Below are 22,875 nucleotides of genomic sequence, written 5' to 3' on the forward strand. Positions count from 1 at the left end.
TTTGATGAAATGTGGTATCTTGAGATTGATCCATGGTGGTCAGTCCTTTCTGCTGATTTTGTGTAGCAACTTTATTTTAACAGAAAGATACCACCATGGATCTTTTTTATTTAGTTGTGCAACTTTATTTTACAACTAACCAAAGAAAACTAAAAATAAATTTTAACTCTTTTGATGTGTCTAACTTTAGGGGGCCACCTCATAACACCTACCTCGCTTTTTTATGTAGATACAGATAAAGCCCCTAGACTAGCGTTAATGCTTAGTCTAGGGGCTTTTGTGTGTTTATGTGTAGTTAGTCTTCAAACTTTTCGGGGAAAAAGGTACGCAGTACTTTTTCATCGCTGTCTTTGCCCATGGCATTGCCAATGAGGAAGAGAAGCAGGGAGAAGAAGATACCCAAAGTGATTTGGTGCAGGCTCATGAACTTAATCTTCATAGCCATGGTTATGCAGTATACTAAAACACCACCTGCCATGGCAGCAATTGCGCCGTGCTTGTTAGCTTTAGGCCAGAACAGGCCGAAGATCAACACCCAGAAGAAAGCAGTTTCCAGACCACCGAAGGCGAACATATTAATCTGCCAAATGACGCTGGGGGGCTTAATAGCGATTGCGTAAACAATCAAACCAAGGATGATGGTAGCGGTCAAGCTGTACATACGGATTTGATTATTGCTTAAGGATTCGCCTTTAGCACCTTTAACGTTCATATACACGTCCTTGACGATGGAAGAAGAGGTGCTCAAAAGCAGGGAAGAAACGGTGGAAATGGTTGCAGCAATAGGTCCGATGATGATTACGCCTGCCCAGAAGGGGGAGAGGCTTTTGATAATAGCCAAAGGCACGATGTTGTCCACACTCTTATAGGTGGAGAAGGGATCCGTGAGGATGCCTTTGGAGAGCACGCCAATCCAGGTTGCTACCAAGGTCATAGCGCCGATAACTACGGTGCCGATGATCATAGCGCGGTGCAAAGCTTTGGTGTCCTTATAGGAAATACCGCGGACTACGGATTGAGGCAGGGACAGGGTGCAGATACCTACTAAGAGCCATTGGCTGATGTACAAGGAGATGGGCATTTTGCCACGGGAAAGCGGTTCCAGCATATCCGGATGCTGGCTGGCAATGTAGCTCATCATCTTATCGAAACCGCCACCTGCGTTCATCATGCCGCCCATAAGGATGCACATGCCCACGATCATGGCAATAGCGCAGCAAGCATCAGTAACGGCAACGCCCTTAAAACCACCGATGGTGGTGTAGATAACTACGATTAAACCAAAGAGCGTAAGACCTGTTACATAGGAAAAGCCTGTTACTGCTTCGAAAAGTTTAGCAGCGCCAACGAACTGTGCCACCATGGTAGAGCAGAAGAAGGCTACGATAACCAAGGCGGAAAGGTTGGCCAAAAGGTCGGATTGGTAACGGGCGCGGAGTACGTCGATAACAGTTACCGCATCGATTTCGCGGGCGATGAGAGCAATCTTCTTACCGAAAACGCCCAACACCAAGAAAATTACGATGACCTGTACAATCGCCATGTACAGCCAGCCATAGCCGATGATCCACGCCATACCGGGACCGCCGACGAAGGTGCTTACGCTGCTGTAGGTGGCAGCAGTGGTCATGGCCAAGACGAAACCGCCCAAGGTACGACCACCGATGAAGTAGTCTTTAGCAAAGTCTTTTTGACGATTTTCTTGAGAAGTACGTTGGATGTAGGCGCTGATGGCCAGCATGCCTACTAAGAAAAGCAGAACGGGAAAGAGGTTCACGATATTACTCATGATGTTGGCCCTCCTTTTCGTCCAAATCAAAGTTTACAAATACTTTTTCGGACAAAATTACCGTCACGATGATGGCAAAGATCCAAGTGCCTACGCATCCTCCCCAAACCCATAAAGGTGTGTGCAGGATAGTGATGTCGCTGTCGGCCAAACCAAAGCCGGCCAAGCACCAAAAGATGATTACGGCAATAGCTGCCACTACGGTAGCAATAGCCTCCCGGTTGGCTTGACGGAATTTTTCGCTTCTTTTCATTTTTTTCTCCTTTCGTTGCGGCCCATAAGGGTCCCCATGACAGATTTAAACACCTCATTATACCATGTATATGCAGAATAGAATAGTAGCTTGGCAAGATATTGTCGTTAAATTTATAGCCAGTACCAGAAAAATACTCTGCCATGGGCTATAAATTTTAGGAAACTAACTTGCATCTGGCTTTTTCTATGCTATAATATCATGCGGTGATTAATTTGAAGAAAGCAATGTATAATTTTGCCACTATGTGGCTCACTTTAAGTGTAATCTTTTTTATGGTGGAATATGCTACCCAATGGTTGGAAGTAGTTACCTTGGGAGGACAAGTAGCAGGCGCCTTTTTTGAAGGCTTTGTTGTTACCCTTGGCCTGAAACTCATGGGCAAGATCGTCAGCAAAGAGTTCCTAACCTGCAATATTAGCCAGGCACTGCGCCGTGGTAGCGAAACTATAAAAGCTTTGATTGTTGTGGCAGCCTTCGCTTGGGAGGGCGCTATGATTTTGTGTCACGTCATGCCCGGTTACACCATGCACAGCCATCTGTTGCATCTGCTGTTTTTACTGGTGGTGTATCCTGTGGTTGCCATGTGGCTGGAACTTGTTATGGTAAATGAAGGAAAAAAGGAGCAGGAACATGGAAATTAAGCTGATTGCCAGTGATATGGATGACACTCTTTTAAATAAAGACTGCCAAATTTCTGAGCGTAATGCTGCTGCTATCCGCAGAGCGATTGCTGCAGGTAAAATCTTCTTGATTGCTACAGGACGGATGTATGTTTCCGTGCGCAAGTACGCAGAAAAGCTGAGCCTTGATGTTCCTTTGGTAACTTATAACGGTGCTTTAGTAAAAAGTAGCGCCAGCGGTAAAGTTTTTTATGAGCATAAGATGAATTTAGATACTGCCAACGAAGTTTTGGCATATTGCAAGGAAAAAGGCTACTACCTGCAGCTGTATTGTGGTGATGAAATCCTCATTAAGGAAGAAAACGACAATTCCCGTATGTACACTAAAATTATCGGCATCCAAACTCATGCTATTGGTGATGCACTGTACCATACGGAGGTAGCGCCTTACAAGATTTTGATTATGACTAAGCCGGAAGAATTTAACGAAGTATGGCAGCAGATTGCCGAAAAATTCCAAGGCAAGCTGGATGTTACCAGTTCTAAAGATAATTTCTTGGAATTGATGGAGCCCGGCGTAAATAAATGGGAAGCAGTAAAAAACGTGGCTGCCAGCTATGGCGTAAAACCGGAAGAAATTATGTGTATCGGCGACTCGAACAACGATGTCAAGATGATTGCTAACGCAGGGATTGGCGTGGCAGTTGCCAACGCTAAAGACAGCGTCAAACAGCACGCTAAAATCGTTACTGCCTCCAATGACCAAGATGGCGTAGCCATGGTTATTGATATGATTCTCACCCCCCAAGCAAAGGAGTAGTATGTCTATTTTACCTATTTTTATACCCCACGCAGGCTGCCTTCACCAATGCGTTTTTTGCAATCAAAAAACCATTAGCGGGCAGAAGACAGCTGCATTGCAAGGCGCCAAAGAGCAGATTGCCCGTTGGCGCGATCGGTTGCGCCCTTCTACCGCCAACGAAGCTGCTTTCTACGGCGGTTCTTTTACGGCGTTGCCTTTAACTCTGCAAGAAAAACTCTTGCAGCTTACTGATGAACTTTTGGCGGAAGGCTTTATCGGCAGCGTCCGCCTTTCCACCCGCCCTGACTACATTGATGCAGAACGCTTGGATCTGCTACGCAAGCACAAGGTTGCCCTTGTGGAACTGGGCGTACAATCTTTGGATGATGCTGTTTTGGCAGCGGCAGAACGCGGTCACGATGCCCAAGCCGTATATGCTGCCCATGCTTTATTGCGCCAATATGGTTTCAAAACCGGGTTACAGCTGATGGTAGGCATGCCTTTGCAAAATTTTGCCAGCCTAGTAGATACAGCCTTCCAGGCTGCAGCCTTAAAGCCGGATGTTGCCCGTATTTATCCGCTGTTAGTGTTAAAGGATACGCCTTTGGCGACTGCTTATAAGGAAGGTCGCTTTGCACCCCTTGCTTTGGAAGAAGCAGTGGAACAGTGCGCTATGGTCTACAGAATTTTGGCAGAAGCAGGGATCAAGGTCATCCGCACAGGTCTGCAGGCAGATGAAGAACTGTGTGCAGAGGGCAATATTGTGGCAGGTCCTTTCCATCCTGCTCTCGGCGAAATGGTGAAAAGCTGCCTTTTGCGGGAAGAAGTGACACCTGCTTTGGCGGAACTAGTGGAGCAGGGCGTGGCTCAGGCAAGTATATGCTATCCTGCAGGCTGGGAGTCCCAGGTGCGAGGCCAGAAGAACGCTAATCTGCACTATTGGCAGCAGCTGTTTCCTGTGTTGAAGTTGTCTCTGCGCTCCCAAGGAGAACGCCTAGAAGTTATTCCTGAAGAATAAAATCCTAATATAGAAGATATTTTAAGCAGCCTGTGTTGTTAACAGGCTGTTTTTTTGGTACAATGATAAGATAGAATAATATGAAATGAGTGAGTATCTTTGCGCTTAAAGTCCTTTAGCACTTATGGCTTTAAATCTTTTGCTGATAAAACTGAATTAACTTTTGACAAAGGCATTACTGCTGTTGTCGGTCCTAACGGTTCCGGCAAGAGCAATATTTCTGATGCCATTCGTTGGGCTTTAGGTGAGCAGAGCGCTAAATATCTTCGCGGCACGAAGATGGAAGATGTTATTTTCTCCGGTAGCGGCAAGCGACGTGCTTTAGGTGTGGCTGAGGTTAACTTGGAGTTTGACAACAGCGACCATACTTTGCCTTTGGACTTTGAGCAGGTAAGCTTGACCCGCCGTCTTTTCCGTAGCGGCGATAGCGAATACGCTATTAATAAAAAAGCCTGCCGCTTGAAGGATATTGTGGATTTGATGTCCGATACAGGTTTGGGCAAGGGCTCCATGTCTATTATTGGTCAGAACAAGATTGACGAAGTTTTAAACAGCCGTCCGGAAGAACGCCGAGGCTTGTTTGAAGAAGCTGCAGGCATTGCTAAATTCCGCCTGCGGAAGAAGGATGCAGTTCGCAAGCTGGATGATACAGCTTTGAATCTGACACGTATCAACGATATCCGCAGCGAAGTAGAGGCGCAGGTGGAGCCTTTGGCTCAGGCTGCTGCCAAAACGGAGCAATATAATAAGCTGAGTGAAGAACTGCGTTTGTGCCGTTTAACGGTGCTGATGCGTAAATTAGATAATATGGCGGACGCCAATGCTGCTTTGATTGCCAAGAAGGATGCTGCAGCTGATGCTTTTTCTGCGCAGGCAGCAGTGTTGAGCCGTAAGGAAGCGGCAATAGTCCAACTGCAGCATGAATTGGATAAGCTGGCAGAAGGCTATAGCCAATTGCAGGAAGCGGTCAAGGAGCAGGAAACTGCTTTAGAAAAGTTGCGCGGCAAGCAGGGCGTGCTGGAGGAACGCAGTCAGCAAAGCGCCCGTTCTGCAGAGCGTTTGCTGCAAAATAATGAGAAGCTTTCCATGCGCGCGGAAGAGCTGGAGCAAAAAATGCAGGAGCTGGCAGCGGAGTTTGATGCTGTTGACGAAAAGCGTGCCCAGGCAGCTATGTCCATGGAAAAGCTGCAGGCTGAGCGAGACGTGCAGGCTAAAGCTTTGGCAGATGTACAACATGAAAGCGCTGCGGCCCAAAGCAGCTTCTTTGCCGGAATGCAGGAGCTTTTAAAGCTTCGTAACGAGCTTCATGGCTTGGAGCAGCAGCAGGAGCAAAGAATGCGCCGTCGCGATGCTTTGAAGAAAAGCATTGAAGAAGCAGAAGAACAACAATCTAGAGCGGAAGAACAATATAACCGCCTATTAGAAAATCAGGCTAATACAAACCATGCTTTGGAATTACTCCAAAAAAATGCGACTGATATTGCGAGTCAAAAGGAAGCGAATCAAAAACGTTTGGCTACTATTACTAACGCACAGCAGCAGTGCCAACGTCAATTGACGGCGGCGGAAACGCGGGAGCAAAGCTTGCGCCGTTTGCAGACTGCCTATGAGGGCTTTGGCTATGGCATTAAGTCCGTAATGAAAAGCAATGCCCCTTGGCGCAGTGAGCTCTTGGGCGTTGCTGCAGAGCTAATTAAGGTAGATGCTAAATACGTGGCAGCTATGGAAACTGCTTTAGGCGAAGGCGCCCAGAATATCGTGGCACGTACTGCTAATGCAGCGAAAGCCGCCATTGCCTACTTGAAACAGACCGGGGGAGGCAGAGCAACCTTCCTGCCCTTGGATACAGTGCAGAAGCGTACACCTACCCGTGAGGAAGAAGCGGTGGCACGTATGCCCGGTGTCTGTGGGTTCGCCGTGGACCTTATCGACTTCCGTTCGGAAGCAGAAAATGCCATTCGTTTTCTTTTGGGACGGGTGCTGATTGCGGAAAACATGAATGCTGCCTTGGCAGCGGCAAAGGCTGCGCGCTTCCGTCTGCGGGTTGTCACCCTTGACGGTGACGTTATTAACGCAGGCGGCAGTATGAGCGGCGGCAGCAGGAAGCAGAAGGAAGGCTATTTGAGCCGTGAAGCAGAAATAGAGCGTGCCCAAGAGCAGTGCCGCAGGCTCCATGAAGAAATGCTTAACTGGCAGGAACAACTGGAAGCAGAAGAAGCCGTGCTTATGGGACATGATCGCAAGCTGCAGACAGTTAACGAAGATTTACAGCAGCAACGCTTAAAGGCCAGCGAAATCAAGCTGCGCTTGGAGCAGGTGCTGCAGACGAAGGATAGAGAAAACGAGCGCTTAACCGTTCTTCTTGACGACCGTAGCCAGGTAACCAATGAATACCTAGCGGATCGCGATAGAGTGAAGGCTTTGCGTGCTACCGTAGCGGAGCGGGAAAACCAAGATACGGAAGCAAAAGCGCAAATGGAAGCACTGCAGAAGCAGATTGCTCAAGCAGGTAGTGCCTTGACGGCGTTGGAAAACCAACTGCAGGATGCTCGCGTTACTTTGGAAACATCTGCAGCCCAAAGCAAGCTGATGAGCGAACGTATGCAAGGCTTAGACCAAGATACAGTGCAGGTGCGTAAGGAAATCCTTGCCAACACTGAGGAAGCAGAGCAACTGCAAAAGGTTGTAGAGCAATGTGCTATAGAAAAGGAAGAACTGCAGGATAAAGAGCAGACTGCTATGGCGGAATTGCAGCGGATTATGGGCGGCAAGGACGCTTTTGCAGAGCAACGCGGCCAGCTGCTGACCAAGCAGGGGCAGTTGGAAGAAGAAGTTGCCCAGGTCCGTAAAGATGTGGCAGGAGCAGAAGCGAAACTGCGACAGACGGAGCTGGAGCTGGCACGTCAGGAAAGCGACTGGCAGCATGTATTGGAGCAGCTGGCGCAGGATTACCACATGGATGAGGCAGCAGCCCGTCAGGTGGATACCAGTGCGCTGGACACTTTTGATATAAAAGCACTGCAGAAGCAGGAAAGCAAATTGTCCTTGGCTATTAGTGCCTTGGGCCCCATTAATGCGGCAGCCATTGAAGAATATACTGCTATTAAGGAGCGTAGCCAGTTCTTGGCACGCCAGTATGAAGATTTGTCCACAGCAAAAGATAATTTAGAAGCGGTTATCGGTGAAATCAACAGCGGTATGACCAAGCGCTTTAAAGAAGCTTTTGCCAAAATAAATGAGTATTTTGCCCAATGCTATGTCAAGCTTTTTGGCGGCGGTACAGCGGTACTAAAGCTGACGGAGCCTGAAGATTTGCTTAACAGCGGTATTGATATCGAAGTGCAGCCTCCCGGTAAGAAGCTGCAAAGCCTGTATCTGATGAGCGGCGGTGAAAGAGCCTTGACGGTTATCGCCCTGCTTTTTGCTTTGCTAAGCTATCAGCCGTCACCATTCTGTATTTTGGACGAAATCGATGCTGCTTTAGATGATGCCAATATCCAGCGTTTTGCCAACTTCCTGCGTGACTATGCAGGCAAGACGCAGTTCATTGTTATTACCCACCGTAAAGGTACCATGGAATGTGCTGATATTATGTATGGCGTGACCATGGAAGAGTCCGGTGTATCGAAATTACTATCCGTTAAGATAAATGCAAAGGAGAGTTGATCATGGGTTTTTTTGAGCGTTTAAAGGAGGGCCTGAGCAAGACCAGACGCAATTTTACTGACCGTATTCAAGAATTGGTCGGTATGTCCGCAACTATTGACGAGGACTTTTTAGAAGAGCTGGAGATGATCCTGCTTACTGCGGACGTAGGTGTAAAGACTACAGAAAAATTGATTGATGCTGTTCGTCAGGCTGCCAAGAAGAAAGAGATCTCCGGTACGGAGGAAGTTATTCCTTTCTTGAAGAAGTATTTGAGCGAGCTGCTCAAGGATTCCGGCCAACGCACCCGCATTGGTGCTAAACCTACAGTAATCTTAGTAGTAGGCGTAAATGGCGTAGGCAAGACTACTACCATCGGCAAGCTTGCTAACTATTTTACTTTGTTCAAATACAAGGTAATTATGGCAGCAGGCGATACCTTCCGTGCTGCAGCTGCAGAACAGCTGCAAATCTGGGGCGAGCGTGCTCATTGTGATGTTATCCGCCACAACGAAGGCGCAGATCCTGCGGCAGTAGTTTTTGATGCAGTGAAGGCAGCAGTTGCCCGCAAGGCAGATATTCTCTTTATCGATACTGCAGGTCGTTTGCAGAACAAAACTAATCTGATGAACGAGCTGGAAAAAATTCACCGCATTATTAAACGTGAAATTCCTGAAGCTCCTCACGAAACTTTCTTGGTGTTGGATGCAACTACCGGTCAGAATGCCATTACCCAAGCCAAGGTGTTTATGGAAACTGCCAACGTAACCGGTGTAGTATTGACTAAACTGGATGGTACTGCTAAGGGCGGTGTTGTTGTTGCCATTAAGGAAGAGCTGGGGCTGCCTGTAAAATGGATTGGTGTTGGCGAAGGCATTATGGACTTCCGACCCTTTGAACCTGATAAGTTTGTAGAAGCTCTGTTTGATACAGGCAAATAAGCGCATAAAAAGAGGCTGAGACAAAACCAGTCTTAGTTGCCATATCCCAAGACGAATCATTTGCGATTTTAGCTCATGAGTCGGGATATGGTAACTTGACTATATCTGTCTCAGCCTCTTTCTGTGTAAGGCATTTTTTATTTCAGCATACGGTTGAAGGTGTCCAGCAAACCGCCTTTAAAGCAGAGCAGCAGGCCGCCAACGGCACCAACCGCAGCTTGCAGAATTTGGTAGGGCAGTTTGATGTAAGCGTAGTAGGGAGTGCTGTAGATAAAGGCACGACCTAAAGAATAGCCTACTACCATGATGATGGCACCAACGAATACGCCCAAAGCAGCATTCTTAAAAGTTACGTTGCCGTCACGATGGGCAATGTACCAGATGGCTGCAGCTTGCAGACCGTGGGTTGCCAAGGATACGAACATGGGCGTGGGGTAGAAGAACAGGTCGCCTAAGAAAGCGCCTACGCCGCCAACAATGAAGGCTGCTTTGGGACTGGGCAGGAGCAGGGCTGCGGTACAGATGATTACATCGTTCAAGTAGCAGCGTCCACCGGGAACAGGTACGCCAAAGGAGCTCATCAAAATATTTAAGCCCATAAAGAGCGCAGTTACGCATAAAGCTGTGGTGGTAGAATTAGTACGGGTTTGAGTGTTTTCCATTATATACATCCCTTCGGTTTATATGATAGAATCTATTATAAAACTATTTGGTTATATGAATATGACCAAAATATAAAAATTTAGCATGACCAGATTGTTGGAAACATTTCTTCTATATTTTATGCTGGAATAAAAGAGGATTTTTTGCTATAATAAGCGAATAGAATACAAGATTAAGACTATACCTAGGGAGGTTATTGAAGTGGCAGAATTAAAGAAATACAAACGCGTTATTTTAAAGCTTAGCGGCGAAGCTATGGCCGGTGAAAAAGGCTTTGGCATTGACCCGGAAGTTGTATATTCCCTGGCTAAACAAATTAAAGAAGTTACTGAATCCGGCGTAGAGGTTGCTGTAGTTAATGGCGGCGGCAATATTTGGCGCGGTCTCAGCGGTAGCAACAAGGGCATGGATCGCGCTACTGCTGACTACATGGGTATGCTGGCAACTGTTATTAACAGCTTGGCGCTGCAGGATGCACTGGAAAACTTGGGCGTGCCTACCCGTGTACAAACTGCAATCGAAATGCGTCAGATTGCTGAACCCTACATCCGTCGTCGTGCTATCCGCCACATGGAAAAGGCTCGCGTAGTAATCTTCGCTGCAGGTACCGGCAACCCGTACTTCTCCACCGATACCACTGCCGCACTGCGTGCAGCGGAAATCGAAGCAGACGCTATCCTGATGGCTAAGAAGGGCGTTGACGGCGTATATGATAGCGATCCGGCTAAGAACCCCGATGCTAAGAAATTTGATAAGCTGGCATATATCGAAGTTATCCAACGTCAGCTGAGCGTAATGGACTCCACTGCAATCAGCTTGTGTATGGACAATAACATTCCTATTGTAGTATTTAATATTGATGAACCGGGCAACATCCTCCGTGCTGCCGCTGGCGAGGAAATTGGTACCCTGGTAGGAGGTAACAAATAATGGCAACTGTTAAAGAAATCACCACTAATATCGAAAGCAAAATGCATAAATCTGTAGATGCATTGAAGGTAGACCTGGCAAGCCTGCGTGCAGGCCGTGCTACCCCGGCATTGTTGGAAAAGGTTATGGTAGACTACTATGGTTCTCCCACTCCCGTTAACCAAGTAGCAAGCGTAACTGTTCCCGAACCCCGCATGATCGTTATCCAACCTTGGGAAAAGAACTTGCTGAAGGATATTGAAAAAGCAATCATGAAATCCGACTTGGGCTTGAACCCCAACAGCGACGGCGTATGCATCCGCTTGAATCTGCCCCAGCTGACTGAAGAACGTCGTAAAGACTTGGTTAAAGTGGTACATAAGAAAGCAGAAGAATTCCGCGTAGTAGTACGCAACCTGCGCCGTGATGCTAACGATGCTATTAAAAAAGCAGAAAAAGCTAAAGAAATCACTGAGGACGAATCCAAGAAGGGCGTAGAGCAAGTACAAAAGCTCACCGACAAGATTATGAAGGATATCGATTCTGCAGCTGCTGCTAAAGAAAAAGAAGTAATGGAAATCTGATGGAAGTGCCGAATCTTTTGGCTTTGTCCTTGGAGGAAGCGGAGCACCGCCTGCAGGCTGCAGGTATGGAGTACGAAGTACAGCTTTTGTTACCGCCTAGGGACAGCGAAGAAGACTTTGCCGGTAAACCGGTGCGTAAATATGTAGTACGACAGCAAGTTCTGTCTGCTAATAAAGTAGGTCTTACCATAGTGTATCGATTAGGAAAGGAGGTGCACGTTAATGGCTCTGAAAATTGATAAAGAAGCTTGCGTAGGCTGCGGCGGCTGTGCTGCTACTTGCCCCGTTGGCGCTATTACTGAGGCTGATGGCAAATACGAAATCGGTGAAGATTGCGTAGAATGCGGCGCTTGCGCTGCTCAATGCCCCGTTGGTGCTATTGAGTAATCCATATTGTAATTTAGAGAAGGCGGCCTCTTTTTAGGGGCCTGCCTCTTCTATTATGACGACCGGAAAGGCTTGATGAATTTGTTTAAAGGCTTGTTTCAAACTAAAAGAAAAGTACAGAACGATGTCGTTGTGGATACAACAGGTCTGGATATGGAAAATATCCCCAAGCATATCGCCATCATTATGGACGGTAACGGCCGTTGGGCCAAAGCCCAGGGCAAAGTGCGTACCTATGGCCATCAGGCAGGTGCGGAAACCTTAAAGACCATTGTTAAGGCAGCGGATAAGCTGGGTGTACAGGTTATCAGCGCCTATGCTTTTTCTACGGAAAATTGGAAGCGTCCCGTAACGGAAGTCAACTTCATCATGGAACTTTTGAGCCGTTATTTGACCAACGAGATTGAAGAATTTAACGATAATAATGTGCAGGTACGTTTTATCGGTTCCCGGGAAGGCTTGCCGGAAATCGTAAAGCAGAAGATGGACCATGCCATCGAGGCAACCAAGAATAACACCGGCATTATTTTAAATTTGGCTATTAACTACGGTGGCCAGGCAGAAATCTTGCATGCTGTACGCACCATTGCGGCGGAAGCTGCAGCAGGCAGTCTGGACGTAGCTAAAATAGATAAAAAAGTGGTGGAGGAGCATCTCTATACAGCAGGCTTGCCTGCACCGGATCTGCTCATCCGTCCCGGCGGTGATTTGCGCATCAGTAATTTCCTCCTATGGCAGATCGCTTATGCCGAAATCTGGACTACTAAGGTGTTTTGGCCGGAATTTACTCCCGACCATTTGGTAGATGCTATTTTAGCCTACCAAGGGCGTGAACGTCGTTTTGGCGGCCTAGTAGAAAAGAAATAAGTGAGAAATCAGGTGTAAGTTTTTATGTTAACAAGAATTATAACCGGTCTTGTGGGCATTGCGGCGGCCATCGGCATCATCACTAAGGGTGGCTTGGTGTTTGCGGCTGCAGTCTTTCTCTTGGCAGCTATCGGTTGGTACGAATATCATAAAATGGCTGCATCCAAGGACTATCATGTATACCCATTGACCTCCGGCTTGGGCTCCGTCTTGATTGTAGGCATGGCGGCACTGGGCTATTATGTGGAAATGGAGCAGGTCTTTACCCTGGCCTTCATGGTCATGCTGACCGCGCTCTTTTTCATTTTCAACGCTATTGAAGGTTTGTGGCGCCACTGCAACCGTGGTGATGACAAATGGCTTGCCAACACTGCCTTGTCCGCTTGGGCAATGCTGTACTGCGGCTTGCTGTTTGCCCATGTAATCCTGCTCCGTTCCTTCGACGGCGGCCCCCACATTGATTTGGGCTTCCGTGTTTTTGAGTACGGCGAAATCTGTCTGTGGGTGGTGCTCTTAGGCACATGGGCCAGCGATACCTTTGCCTATTTCTTCGGCCGTGCTTTTGGCAAGACGCCTTTCTGCAGCGTTAGTCCCAAAAAATCTTTTGAAGGCGCAGTAAGCGGTTTTGTAGGCTGTTTCATTGTGGTTATGGCTTTGGGCATCCTGTACCTTGGCCTGCCTTTGTGGCAAGCAGTATTCCTGGGCGCAGCAGTGGCTGTTTTTGCACCTTTGGGCGATTTGATCGAGTCCATTATCAAGCGTTCCTTTGAAATCAAGGACTCCGGCAACATTTTCCCGGGTCACGGCGGCGTACTGGACCGTTTCGACAGCTTGCTTTTTACTGCACCTGTTGTTTATTATGTTTTAATGATTATCAGCATTTTTAGCTTTTATCAATTCTAAGAGGTTCCTATGAAAAATATTTCTCTTTTAGGTAGCACCGGTTCCATCGGCCGGCAAACCATTGAGGTTGCAGCTGCTAATCCTGATAAGATGAAGATTCGCGTTTTAGCTGCCCATACCAGCGACGAGCTGATGGAGCAGCAGATTAAGGCTGTGGAGCCTGATTTGGCAGTATTGTCCGATAAGGACGCTGCAGCACGTTTAGCTAAACGTTACCATGGTAAAACCGAGATTTTGGCAGGTGAGGAAGGCCTTTTGACCGCTGCTACCTATGCAGGTGCAGATACCGTCCTTGCTTCCATGGTTGGCTATGCAGGTCTGCGTCCTACTATGGCTGCCATTAAATGCGGTAAGAATATTGCCTTGGCCAACAAGGAAACACTTGTGGCTGCAGGCAGTCTGGTTATGAGTGCTGTAGCGGAGCAGGGTGTGAGCCTTACTCCTGTGGATAGCGAGCATAGCGCTATTTTCCAATCCTTGCGCGGCGGGCGTGCTAACGAAGTAAAGCGTTTATTGATTACTGCTTCCGGTGGTCCTTTCCGAGGCAGGAAGCGTGCCGATTTGGAAAACGTTACTTTGGCGCAATGCCTGCATCATCCCAACTGGAGCATGGGCAAAAAAATAACCGTTGATTCTTCTACTCTGGCTAACAAAGGCTTGGAGGTTATCGAAGCTCATTGGTTGTTTAATATGCCTTATGATAAGATTGATGTGGTAGTGCATCCTCAAAGCATCGTCCATAGTCTGGTAGAATTTTGTGACGGCAGCGTTATTTCCCAGATGGGCGAACCCGATATGCGTTTACCCATCCAATATGCTTTAAGCTGGCCGGAGCGCTATCCTTACGCTTTTGACCAACTTGATTTGGTGAAGGCTGGCACCTTGACTTTTGAAGCACCGGATACGGAAGCTTTTCCGTCCCTGCGTATTGCTGTGGAATGCGGCAAAGCAGGCGGCACGCTGCCCTGTGTCTTCAACGCTGCCAACGAGGAAGCGGTGTATGCTTTCTTGGCAGATAAAATTAAGTATTTAGATATTCCTTATATTACGGAAACTGTTACCCAAGCTCACCAAAACATTGCTGTGCCCACTATTGAAGATATTGAAGCAGCAGATGCGTGGGGTAGGGAGCAGGCTAGAGAAATTATTGGGAGGCTCTAATTGTTAACTATTCTTGCGGCCATTTTTGTTTTTGGCGTTCTAGTCACTGTGCACGAATTTGGCCATTTTATTACAGCTAAGCTAACCGGTATGCGGGTGGATGAATTTGCTATCGGTTTCGGTCCCACTATCTATCAGCAAAAAGATGGGGACACTATGTATAGCTTGCGCATTATTCCTTTGGGTGGTTATAATAAAATCGCCGGCATGGACCCTGATGATCCGGTAGAGCCCGATGCTTTCAATTCCAAGCCCATTCCTGCACGTCTGCTGGTTATTTTGGCAGGCGCTATTATGAACTTTATCCTGCCGATTATTTTGTTTACAGGCATTTTCTTTGTCCAAGGCAGTGAACGTGTTGTCAACGAGCCTGTTTTGGGTACGGTGATGACGGGAATGGCAGCGGAGAAGGCAGGACTACAGAAGGGCGACAGGATTTTGACTATTAACGGGCAAAAGATGCAGGATTGGTCTGCTGTCGTTACCACCTTGCGTGCTAACGGTACCAAGCCTGTGGCTTTGACTGCAGAGCGTGACGGTGTGGTTCGTGACTACACTATGACACCGGTTTTTGATACGGAGGCCAAACGTCCTTTGATCGGTATTTCTCCTAAAGTGGAGCACCGCAATATGGGGTTCTTTGAATCCGTAGGCGAAAGCATTAGCTATACTAAATATATTATTACTGCTATGGTGGATGGCTTAGCCAAGATTATTACCGGCAAAGCTCCGGCGGAGGTTTCCGGGCCTATTGGTGTAGCTCAGATGGCAGGGCAGGTGGCAGAAAAAGGTCTGCTGCCGTTGATGAATTTTGTGGCCTTTTTAAGTATTAACTTGGGCGTTATCAATCTGCTGCCTTTACCGGCGCTGGATGGCGGTCATGTGGTGCTGTTGTTCCTAGAGGTTCTGCGTGGCAAGCCTTTGGGCAGCAAGGCTATGTATAATATCCAGATGGTTGGTGTAGGCTTGATTATAGCTTTGACACTGTTTTCCACATTTAAGGATATAACACGTTAAGAGGTGAAGTTTGTAATGGAACGCAGAAAAACACGCCAGCTTAATGTAGGCGGCGTACTGATTGGCGGCGGTGCTCCCGTTGCTGTGCAATCCATGACCAATACCCATACGGATGATGCAGTTGCGACCTTGGCGCAGATCAAGCGCCTGGCGGACGCAGGCTGTGATATTATCCGTTGCGCTGTGCCCGATATGGCGGCAGCTGAAGGGTTAAAAACTATTTGCAAGGAAAGTCCTATTCCTGTTATTGCCGATATCCATTTTGATTACAAGCTGGCATTGGTTGCTATTGCAGCAGGCGTGGACGGCTTGCGTTTAAACCCAGGCAATATTGGTGGTGAAGAACGCGTGCGCGCGGTGGTAGAGGCTGCCCGTGAGCGCAATATTCCCATTCGTATTGGTGTTAACGCAGGTTCCCTGCCTAAGGATCTGCTAGAGAAATACGGCCATCCCACTGCGGAAGCATTGGTGGAGGCTGCTTGGCGCCATATCCATATTTTAGAGGATATGGATTATCGTAATATCAAGATTTCCTTGAAGGCGCACGATGTGCCTTTGACTTTGGCTGCCTACCGCCTTATGGCGTCTCAATGCGACTATCCGCTCCATGTGGGCATTACAGAAGCCGGCACTGTGAACAGCGGTATTATAAAATCAGCTGTGGGCATCGGTGCTTTGCTGGCAGAGGGCATTGGCGATACTATTCGCGTTTCGCTGACAGGCGACCCGGTCAACGAGGTCAAAGTTGCTTACGATATCTTGAAAGCCTTGGGCTTGCGTGAGCATGGACCTACTTTGATTAGCTGTCCTACTTGCGGACGTACCCGTATCAGCTTGGAGAAACTGGCGCTGGAGGTAGAACGCCGTTTGGCAGATATTACGGAGCCTATTACTGTAGCTGTTATGGGCTGTGTGGTTAATGGACCCGGCGAAGCACGGGAGGCCGATGTGGGCCTTGCCGGAGGCATTGGCGAAGGCTTGATCTTCCGCAAGGGAGAGGTGCTGCGCAAAGTGCCGGAAGATCAATTGGTCAATGAACTCTTTGTTGAAATAGATAAAATTTTACTTGAAAGAAGTAAGAAGGCTCTTTAACTGTTGTGAAAACAAAACGAATAGACCGCCAAAGCGTAAGCTGAGACGGTCTAAGTTTTTATATTGCAAACAAAGGTGTGTTATGATATAATTTTTCTAGCAAGAGATGGCTGGTGGTCGGTTTTCCTACTCCCTAAGAGTAGGGGGTGATTGCTATGAGCATATTTGATATCCTTCTTGTGATATTAGATATTTTAAAAATCGTAGTGACCATCTTCTCGTTTTATTTTTAAAATGAGAAAAACCGCCTAGCGGTTAGACGGCTTCCTTCACGTATTAAAATCACAGAGGAGAGCCGACCTACCACAACCGGCTATCTCTTGCTTTTTATTATACTATTACATGTGGCTTTTTGTCAATTTTTTTGCGTTCTTCCGTTAGTTTGGCGTTCTTGTTATGATACTTTTTCTCTAAGGCAAGAAAAAGTATCCCAAAAGTGCCTTTGCCGCTTGCAGGATTCCGTTGCCTAGATAACGCCCGCTGCATACGCCTCACTGCGCAAAGAGAGCAATTTAATATCTGCTTTTACAACACTTGTGGGCTGACGGGCGGTCGCTCCTGTCCGTTGCTCTTTGCCGTTCACCACGTCATCGCAATATGGCTTTATCCGGCATCCGTTCCTGTCTGCGCGGCGCGTGCTAGCGGAAGTGTGTAGTAAAGTAAAGACTCGCAGCCTACGTTTCGCTTCGGCAGCTAGTCTACACCACCCCTCAGTCTGCTTCGCTTCTACGAAGCTCGCAGCCAGCTCCCCTAAATAGGGGAGCCGAGACATTTTTTGCATTCTTCCCTATGGTTATTAGAAATTTTACGTACACTAGCGGAAAAATTATATAGTGCCTCGTTCCCCCTATTAGGGAGATGTCGCGAAGCGACAGAGGGTTTGAAAATTCTTTACATTTAGCTTGTGGCTGGTGGTTGTCGATGTTATAATAAAGTTGAAAGATGCTCGTGGTCAGCGATAGACATGGCGATAAGGGGCTGTTCATGTGGTGCGTGACTGAGAGCGTAATGTGTTCGAAAAAAAGGAGCGTGTTGTTTATGTTGTTTACAAGGAAGATGAAGTTAACTAAATTGCAAAAGCAAGTGCTGGGTGGAATGCTGTGCGGAGCTGTGTGCATGGGCATTTTTAATCCGGGGGGGGGCAGAGGCTGCTTATGTAACAGCTAGCATGAAGGTTTTGTCCGGTAATGCGGAACGTGTTGACGATGAAACAGTTCTGATTGATAGTAATAGTAGCGTTAAGATTAATGCATCCGATGGTACTATAGAATTGAATAGAGGAGATGCTGTTTTAGGTTCTTGTAATGATGTGAAAATTACTATGAACGATGGTGAATTACAAGTTGTTGCCGGTGGTCTCAATGTTGATGGTGGCGATTCTGTAACTGGAAATAGCGTTGTAATAAATGGTGGCTCTGTAGGTGTGACAGTTGTCGGTGGTTGTGTATGGGAAGATGGTTCGGCTAATGAAAATAAGGTTATAGTTACCAACGGTACAATTGGTATTGAAGAATATGGTTATGTTAGCGGTGGTTATGTGGACGTAGGTGATGATGGATCAGGCAACGCTGGCAAAAACGAAGTAGCAGTTAGCGGTGGCACGATTAATTGCAATGTTTATGGTGGTTGGATAGATGAGACTTATGTAAATGGTTCTGCCAATGAAAATAAAGTAACGATTAGTGGCGGTGTGATTGTTGGCAACGAATCTGAAGTGGAAATTTATGGTGGTTATGTAGTCGGAGAGGATGATGGGTACGGTAATACCGTAAATGGTTCTGCCGATGGCAATATTGTAACTATTAGTGGCGGAACAATTGGTGCTACTGAATCTGAAGTGGAAATTTATGGTGGCAGGGTATATGGTGATGGATTCGGAGAAGGTCTTATTGTAAATGGCTCTGCAAACGGAAATACTGTGACGATTAGCGGTGGAACAATTGGTGGCGACGAATCTTATGTAGATATTTTTGGTGGTTTTGCAAGTGGAACTGGTTCCGCCAATAACAATAAAGTGATGGTGAGCGGTGTCAATGTTGGCTCCGAAGGTGTTGTTGGTGGTGGATATGCATACGGAAATGGTTCTGCAAATGGAAATACAGTAACAATCAGCGGCGAAAACACAGGAATTAGTATAATTGTTGGCGGTTATTCTGAAGAAGGCAATGCTATTAATAATACCGTTAACCTTTACGCAAATGCTAAGTTTGCAACTCTTTTTGGCGGAATGACCGGCGAAGATGGGACTGGTGATGTTAAGACAGGTAACACTTTAAATGTTAGGGGTTCTAACTTAACCGTTAAAGGAATAGAGAACTTTGAAAACATCAACTTCTACGTTCCTAGCGATGCTAAAAATGGTGATACAGTTTTGACCGTTAAGGAAAATGTAAATATCCAAGATACTACCATTAATGCGGGCGTCCAAAAGGGTTCTGAATTAAGTAAGGGTGATAGTTTAACCTTATTAAAGAGTGAAAAAGAATTAACAGGTACTGCTGCTAGCTTTGGTAAAGTTACTGAAACCGATTTCATAGACTATGATATGAAAATTACCCAAGATGGTAACTCTCTTAAAGGTACCATTACCTCTGGAGGCTCTACCAACGAAGTCTCCAAATCCCCTGTGGAAACTATGACTGCTAATTTGGCAATGATCAACATGGGTCTTGACCAAGTAGCAAGAACCGGTTTTAACAGCGCAGCTGCAGCCATCAAGAGCGAAACTGCACAAGGTGCGGATTCCAGTGATGCGGCAATCTTCGCTAATATTTCCGGTAGCAATGTAAAAGCAGAATCCGGCTCCCATATTGATATTGATGGCTGGAACTTCAACCTGGGCTTTGCCAAAGAAATCGAAAACAATAGTGGCAAACTGTTGGTAGCTCCCATTGTTGAATACGGTCATGGCGATTACGACTCCTATTTGGACAACGGAGTACACGCTGACGGTAACAGCAAATATTGGGGCGCAGGCCTGATGGCTCGCCAAACTAACAATAATGGCTTCTACTACGAAGGCAGCATTATTGGCGGTAAGAGCGACAGCGATTACAGCTCCTCCGATATTGGTAGCGGTGTAAGCTACGACAGCGATGCCCTCTTTGTAGCAGCACATCTGGGTGCAGGCAAAGTAGTAGAGATTGACGATGCTAGCAACATCAACTACTATGGTAAATTCTTCTACACCCATTTGGGTGGTGACGACGTAACCTTGAGCAATGGCGCAGACTACAGTTTCGACAGCAGCGAATCCAAACGCATTATGCTGGGCAGCCGCTGGACTCGCAGCATCAACGCTAAGAACGGCCTCTACGCAGGTCTTGCATGGCAGTACGAATTTGATGCCGAAGCAAGAGCAACTGTTAAAGGCATAGCTGCTCCTTCTCCCAGTATGCAGGGTCACACCGGCATTATGGAACTGGGCTGGAAAGTACAGCCTAGCGATGCTCCCATGGACGTAGACCTTGGCTTCATGGGCTACACAGGCAAAACCAAAGGCGTGAGCCTCAACCTCAACCTGAATTGGAAATTCTAACTACATAAAAGCGAACCGCCGTGGCGAATGCTGCGGCGGTTTTGCATTTTCGTTACGAATTTAAAACAATTGGCACTAATCACAACAATATACGTGGCTGGGGGTCTAGTAGAAAAGCCGAATTTGTGGTATAATACTGCAGAAAATAATTTTCTTTGTGCACATTGTTACAGTATAAAATTTTACTTGAAAGAAGGTATCCCATTAATGAGAGTTTCTAAAATGTATGCACCCACCCTGCGTGAGGTTCCGTCCGAGGCAGAGATTCCTAGCCATCAACTGTTGCTGCGCGCCGGTTTCATGCGTAAATCCACCAACGGCATGTACACCTATCTGCCTTTGGCTTGGCGCGTAATCAAAAAGATTGAAAATATTATTCGTGATGAAATGGATAAGAAGGGCGCACAAGAAATTATGATGCCCATTATGCAGCCTGCAGAAATTTGGGAAGAAAGCGGTCGTTGGGGTGCTTATGGCGCTGAAATGATTCGTTTGAAGGACCGTCATGGTCATGAATACTGCCTTGGCCCCACTCACGAAGAAATGGTAACTACTGTTGTTAAGAGCGACGTGCGTTCCTATCGCCAACTGCCCTTGAACTTGTACCAAATCCAAGATAAATTCCGCGATGAACGCCGTCCTCGTTTCGGCCTCATGCGCAGCCGTGACTTCATCATGAAAGATGCTTATTCTTTCGACCGTGATGAAGCAGGTTTGGATGTATCTTATCAAGAAATGTACGATGCATATACCAATATCTTCAACCGTTGCGGTCTGACCTTCCGCCCTGTAGAAGCAGATAGCGGTGCTATCGGCGGCAACGGCAGCCATGAATTCATGGTTCTGGCTGAAAGTGGTGAAGCAGAAATCGTATACTGCCCCGAATGTGATTATGCAGCAGACGTAGAAAAAGCAGAACTGCATACCATCGAAGCAACAGAAGAAGCAGAACTGCCCATGGAAAAGGTGCTGACACCCAACTGCAAGACTATTGAAGATGTTTGCAAGTTCCTGAACGCTCCTGTAGAAAAATCCATGAAGGCTGTTGCTTTCCAAAGCGAAAAAGGCTTGATCCTGTGCTTTGTTCGCGGTGACCACGAAGTAAACGAAATTAAAGTAGTAAACACTGTTGGTGTTACCGAAGTAGAAATGGCTGAACCGGAACTGCTGGCAATGGCAGGTACTTTCGGCGGCTATATGGGTCCTGTAGGCTTGGATCCCAAGAAAGTTATCATTGTTGTTGACCAAAGCGTAATGAAGATGCACAACATCTGCTGCGGTGCTAACGAAGAAGGCTACCACTTCATCAATGTTAACCCCGGCCGTGACTTTACTCCTACCTATGTAGCAGATATCCGCCTGATGGCTGAAGGCGATCCCTGCCCGCACTGCGGCGCTCCTGTAAAGAAAGCACGTGGTATTGAAGTTGGCCAAGTATTCAAGCTGTTCACCAAATACAGCAAAGCCATGAAAGCTACCTTCTTGGACGAAAACGGCAAGGAACAACCTATGGTTATGGGTTGCTACGGTATCGGCGTTGGTCGTACTATGGCTGCATCCGTTGAACAAAACAACGATAAGGACGGCATGATTTGGCCTGCTGCTATTGCTCCCTACGAAGTTTTGGTTGTACCTGTAAACGTAAAAGACGAAGAATCCAATGCCAAGGCTGAAGCAATCTACAAAGAATTGCAAAACGCAGGCGTGGAAGTCGTTATCGACGACCGTAAAGAACGCCCCGGCGTTAAATTTAAAGATGCTGATTTGATTGGCTATCCTCTGCGTGTAGTTGTTGGTCCTAAGACTTTGACTACCGGTGAATTGGAAGTTAAAGTACGTCGCAATGGCGAAGTACACATGCTGCCTTTGGATAGCGATTATGTAGGCACCATTAAAGAAATGCTGAAGAGTTTATAAGAATTTGAGGTAAATAAAGTTGGATAATCTTGCTTTTTTGCATAACCAAGAAGTAATGATGGTTGTCCGGCTGGTTGTTGCCGCCATTCTCGGCGGTATAGTTGGTATAGAAAGAGGTAGCGGTGACCGCCCTGCCGGTTTCCGCACCCATATTTTGGTATGCGTGGGTTCTGCCCTGTTCATGCTGGTTTCCATGTACGGCTTTGATGATGTTGCTCCTGCTACCGCCATTGCGGAGGGGGACATGGGCGCTCGTCGCGATTCCGCCCGCATTGCTGCCCAAGTAGTTAGCGGTATCGGCTTTTTAGGCGCAGGTACCATTCTCCATGAAGGCTTGACCATCCGTGGCTTGACCACGGCAGCAAGCTTGTGGATGGTTTCCGCTATTGGTTTGGCAGTGGGTAGCGGTATGTTCTTCTTGAGTACGGTGGCTACCATTATCACCATGATTACCTTGGTTACTTTCCACACTTGGGAAAAACGCTTTGCTGCCAGCAGTCGCAGTGACCGCCGTTTTGTGCGAATTACCACCAGCAACCGTACCGGTGCCATTACAGATATTACAGGCTATCTTTCCCTTAACGGCGTGCAGGTGCGCTCCTTAAACGTAAAAAAGGATAAGGAAAAGAACAACCTGATTATTGACCTATATCTAAAGATTAGTAAGACTGCTCCTGAAAGCGCGGATATTATCCGTGGCTTACAGGGCATCGAGGGCATTTTGTCCGTAGAAAACAATAAATATTAACAACATCTCCCCCTGTTG

Annotated in this window: 20 protein-coding genes; 17 read left to right on the forward strand and 3 right to left on the reverse strand. The window is 47.0% G+C overall.

From position 1 onward, the window contains the following. Positions 1–295: 295 nt before the first annotated feature. Both panF and ACJMM4_RS05595 read right to left on the reverse strand, forming a co-directional pair. Positions 296–1,789 (reverse strand): sodium/pantothenate symporter, encoded by a 1,494-nt coding sequence (panF, locus tag ACJMM4_RS05590; protein WP_405383507.1) that lies wholly within the window; start codon positions 1,787–1,789, stop codon positions 296–298. Further along, positions 1,782–2,042, reverse strand: a complete 261-nt coding sequence (locus ACJMM4_RS05595; protein ID WP_405381446.1) for a YhdT family protein — start codon at positions 2,040–2,042, stop codon at positions 1,782–1,784. Before ACJMM4_RS05595 ends, panF begins: the two co-directional genes overlap by 8 nt. Positions 2,043–2,257: 215 nt before the next feature. Between ACJMM4_RS05595 and ACJMM4_RS05600 the strand changes: the two genes are divergently transcribed. From ACJMM4_RS05600 to ftsY, 5 genes are all read left to right on the forward strand, one after another. Beyond that, on the forward strand, positions 2,258–2,686 hold the full coding sequence (locus ACJMM4_RS05600; RefSeq protein ID WP_405381444.1) for a hypothetical protein: 429 nt from the start codon (positions 2,258–2,260) through the stop codon (positions 2,684–2,686). Continuing rightward, positions 2,676–3,485, forward strand: a complete 810-nt coding sequence (locus tag ACJMM4_RS05605; protein WP_405381442.1) for a Cof-type HAD-IIB family hydrolase — start codon at positions 2,676–2,678, stop codon at positions 3,483–3,485. The genes ACJMM4_RS05600 and ACJMM4_RS05605 overlap by 11 nt, the downstream gene beginning before the upstream one ends. A 1-nt stretch (position 3,486) precedes the next feature. Continuing rightward, a complete protein-coding gene (locus ACJMM4_RS05610; RefSeq protein ID WP_405381439.1) occupies positions 3,487–4,485 on the forward strand; it encodes an elongator complex protein 3 in 999 nt (332 codons plus the stop codon). A gap of 99 nt (positions 4,486–4,584) precedes the next feature. After that, positions 4,585–8,151, forward strand: a complete 3,567-nt coding sequence (smc, locus tag ACJMM4_RS05615; RefSeq protein WP_405381437.1) for a chromosome segregation protein SMC — start codon at positions 4,585–4,587, stop codon at positions 8,149–8,151. 2 nt (positions 8,152–8,153) lie between these two features. After that, positions 8,154–9,071, forward strand: a complete 918-nt coding sequence (ftsY, locus tag ACJMM4_RS05620) for a signal recognition particle-docking protein FtsY (protein WP_405381435.1) — start codon at positions 8,154–8,156, stop codon at positions 9,069–9,071. Positions 9,072–9,208: 137 nt separating this feature from the next. Here ftsY and ACJMM4_RS05625 read toward each other — a convergent pair whose 3' ends face one another. Further along, on the reverse strand, positions 9,209–9,733 hold the full coding sequence (locus ACJMM4_RS05625; protein WP_405381433.1) for an ECF transporter S component: 525 nt from the start codon (positions 9,731–9,733) through the stop codon (positions 9,209–9,211). A 202-nt stretch (positions 9,734–9,935) separates the two neighbouring features. On the opposite strand from ACJMM4_RS05625, the gene pyrH reads away from it, so the two are divergent. The 12 genes from pyrH to ACJMM4_RS05685 all read left to right on the forward strand — a co-directional run bounded on the left by pyrH (position 9,936) and on the right by ACJMM4_RS05685 (position 22,857). After that, positions 9,936–10,664 carry a UMP kinase gene (gene pyrH / locus ACJMM4_RS05630; RefSeq protein WP_405381431.1) on the forward strand — a complete coding sequence of 243 codons (729 nt, stop codon included), beginning with the start codon at positions 9,936–9,938 and terminating at the stop codon, positions 10,662–10,664. Further along, positions 10,664–11,227, forward strand: a complete 564-nt coding sequence (gene frr, locus ACJMM4_RS05635; RefSeq protein ID WP_405381429.1) for a ribosome recycling factor — start codon at positions 10,664–10,666, stop codon at positions 11,225–11,227. Before pyrH ends, frr begins: the two co-directional genes overlap by 1 nt. Then, a complete protein-coding gene (locus ACJMM4_RS05640) occupies positions 11,227–11,466 on the forward strand; it encodes a hypothetical protein (protein ID WP_405381427.1) in 240 nt (79 codons plus the stop codon). The genes frr and ACJMM4_RS05640 overlap by 1 nt, the downstream gene beginning before the upstream one ends. Beyond that, positions 11,450–11,614, forward strand: coding sequence for a 4Fe-4S binding protein (locus ACJMM4_RS05645; protein ID WP_405381425.1), 165 nt, complete (start codon positions 11,450–11,452; stop codon positions 11,612–11,614). The genes ACJMM4_RS05640 and ACJMM4_RS05645 overlap by 17 nt, the downstream gene beginning before the upstream one ends. A gap of 75 nt (positions 11,615–11,689) precedes the next feature. Beyond that, a complete protein-coding gene (locus ACJMM4_RS05650; protein WP_405381423.1) occupies positions 11,690–12,481 on the forward strand; it encodes an isoprenyl transferase in 792 nt (263 codons plus the stop codon). A gap of 24 nt (positions 12,482–12,505) precedes the next feature. Then, entirely contained in the window at positions 12,506–13,384 is an 879-nt protein-coding gene (locus tag ACJMM4_RS05655; RefSeq protein WP_405383509.1) for a phosphatidate cytidylyltransferase, read from the forward strand. A 9-nt stretch (positions 13,385–13,393) separates the two neighbouring features. After that, a complete protein-coding gene (locus tag ACJMM4_RS05660) occupies positions 13,394–14,545 on the forward strand; it encodes a 1-deoxy-D-xylulose-5-phosphate reductoisomerase (RefSeq protein WP_405381419.1) in 1,152 nt (383 codons plus the stop codon). Beyond that, the gene (gene rseP / locus ACJMM4_RS05665; RefSeq protein WP_405381417.1) at positions 14,546–15,562 is read left to right on the forward strand and encodes an RIP metalloprotease RseP; all 1,017 of its coding nucleotides are present in this window, start codon (positions 14,546–14,548) and stop codon (positions 15,560–15,562) included. It abuts the gene before it with no gap. Positions 15,563–15,577: 15 nt separating this feature from the next. Further along, positions 15,578–16,654 (forward strand): flavodoxin-dependent (E)-4-hydroxy-3-methylbut-2-enyl-diphosphate synthase, encoded by a 1,077-nt coding sequence (ispG, locus tag ACJMM4_RS05670; protein WP_405381415.1) that lies wholly within the window; start codon positions 15,578–15,580, stop codon positions 16,652–16,654. A gap of 1,168 nt (positions 16,655–17,822) precedes the next feature. Further along, entirely contained in the window at positions 17,823–20,192 is a 2,370-nt protein-coding gene (locus tag ACJMM4_RS05675) for a hypothetical protein (protein WP_405381413.1), read from the forward strand. A gap of 207 nt (positions 20,193–20,399) precedes the next feature. Continuing rightward, positions 20,400–22,109 (forward strand): proline--tRNA ligase, encoded by a 1,710-nt coding sequence (locus tag ACJMM4_RS05680; protein WP_405381411.1) that lies wholly within the window; start codon positions 20,400–20,402, stop codon positions 22,107–22,109. A 19-nt stretch (positions 22,110–22,128) separates the two neighbouring features. Next, positions 22,129–22,857 (forward strand): MgtC/SapB family protein, encoded by a 729-nt coding sequence (locus tag ACJMM4_RS05685; protein ID WP_405383511.1) that lies wholly within the window; start codon positions 22,129–22,131, stop codon positions 22,855–22,857. Positions 22,858–22,875 lie beyond the last annotated feature (18 nt).

The sequence above is a fragment of the Phascolarctobacterium sp. genome (assembly GCF_045124115.1).
Classification (GTDB): Bacteria; Bacillota; Negativicutes; order Acidaminococcales; family Acidaminococcaceae; genus Phascolarctobacterium_A.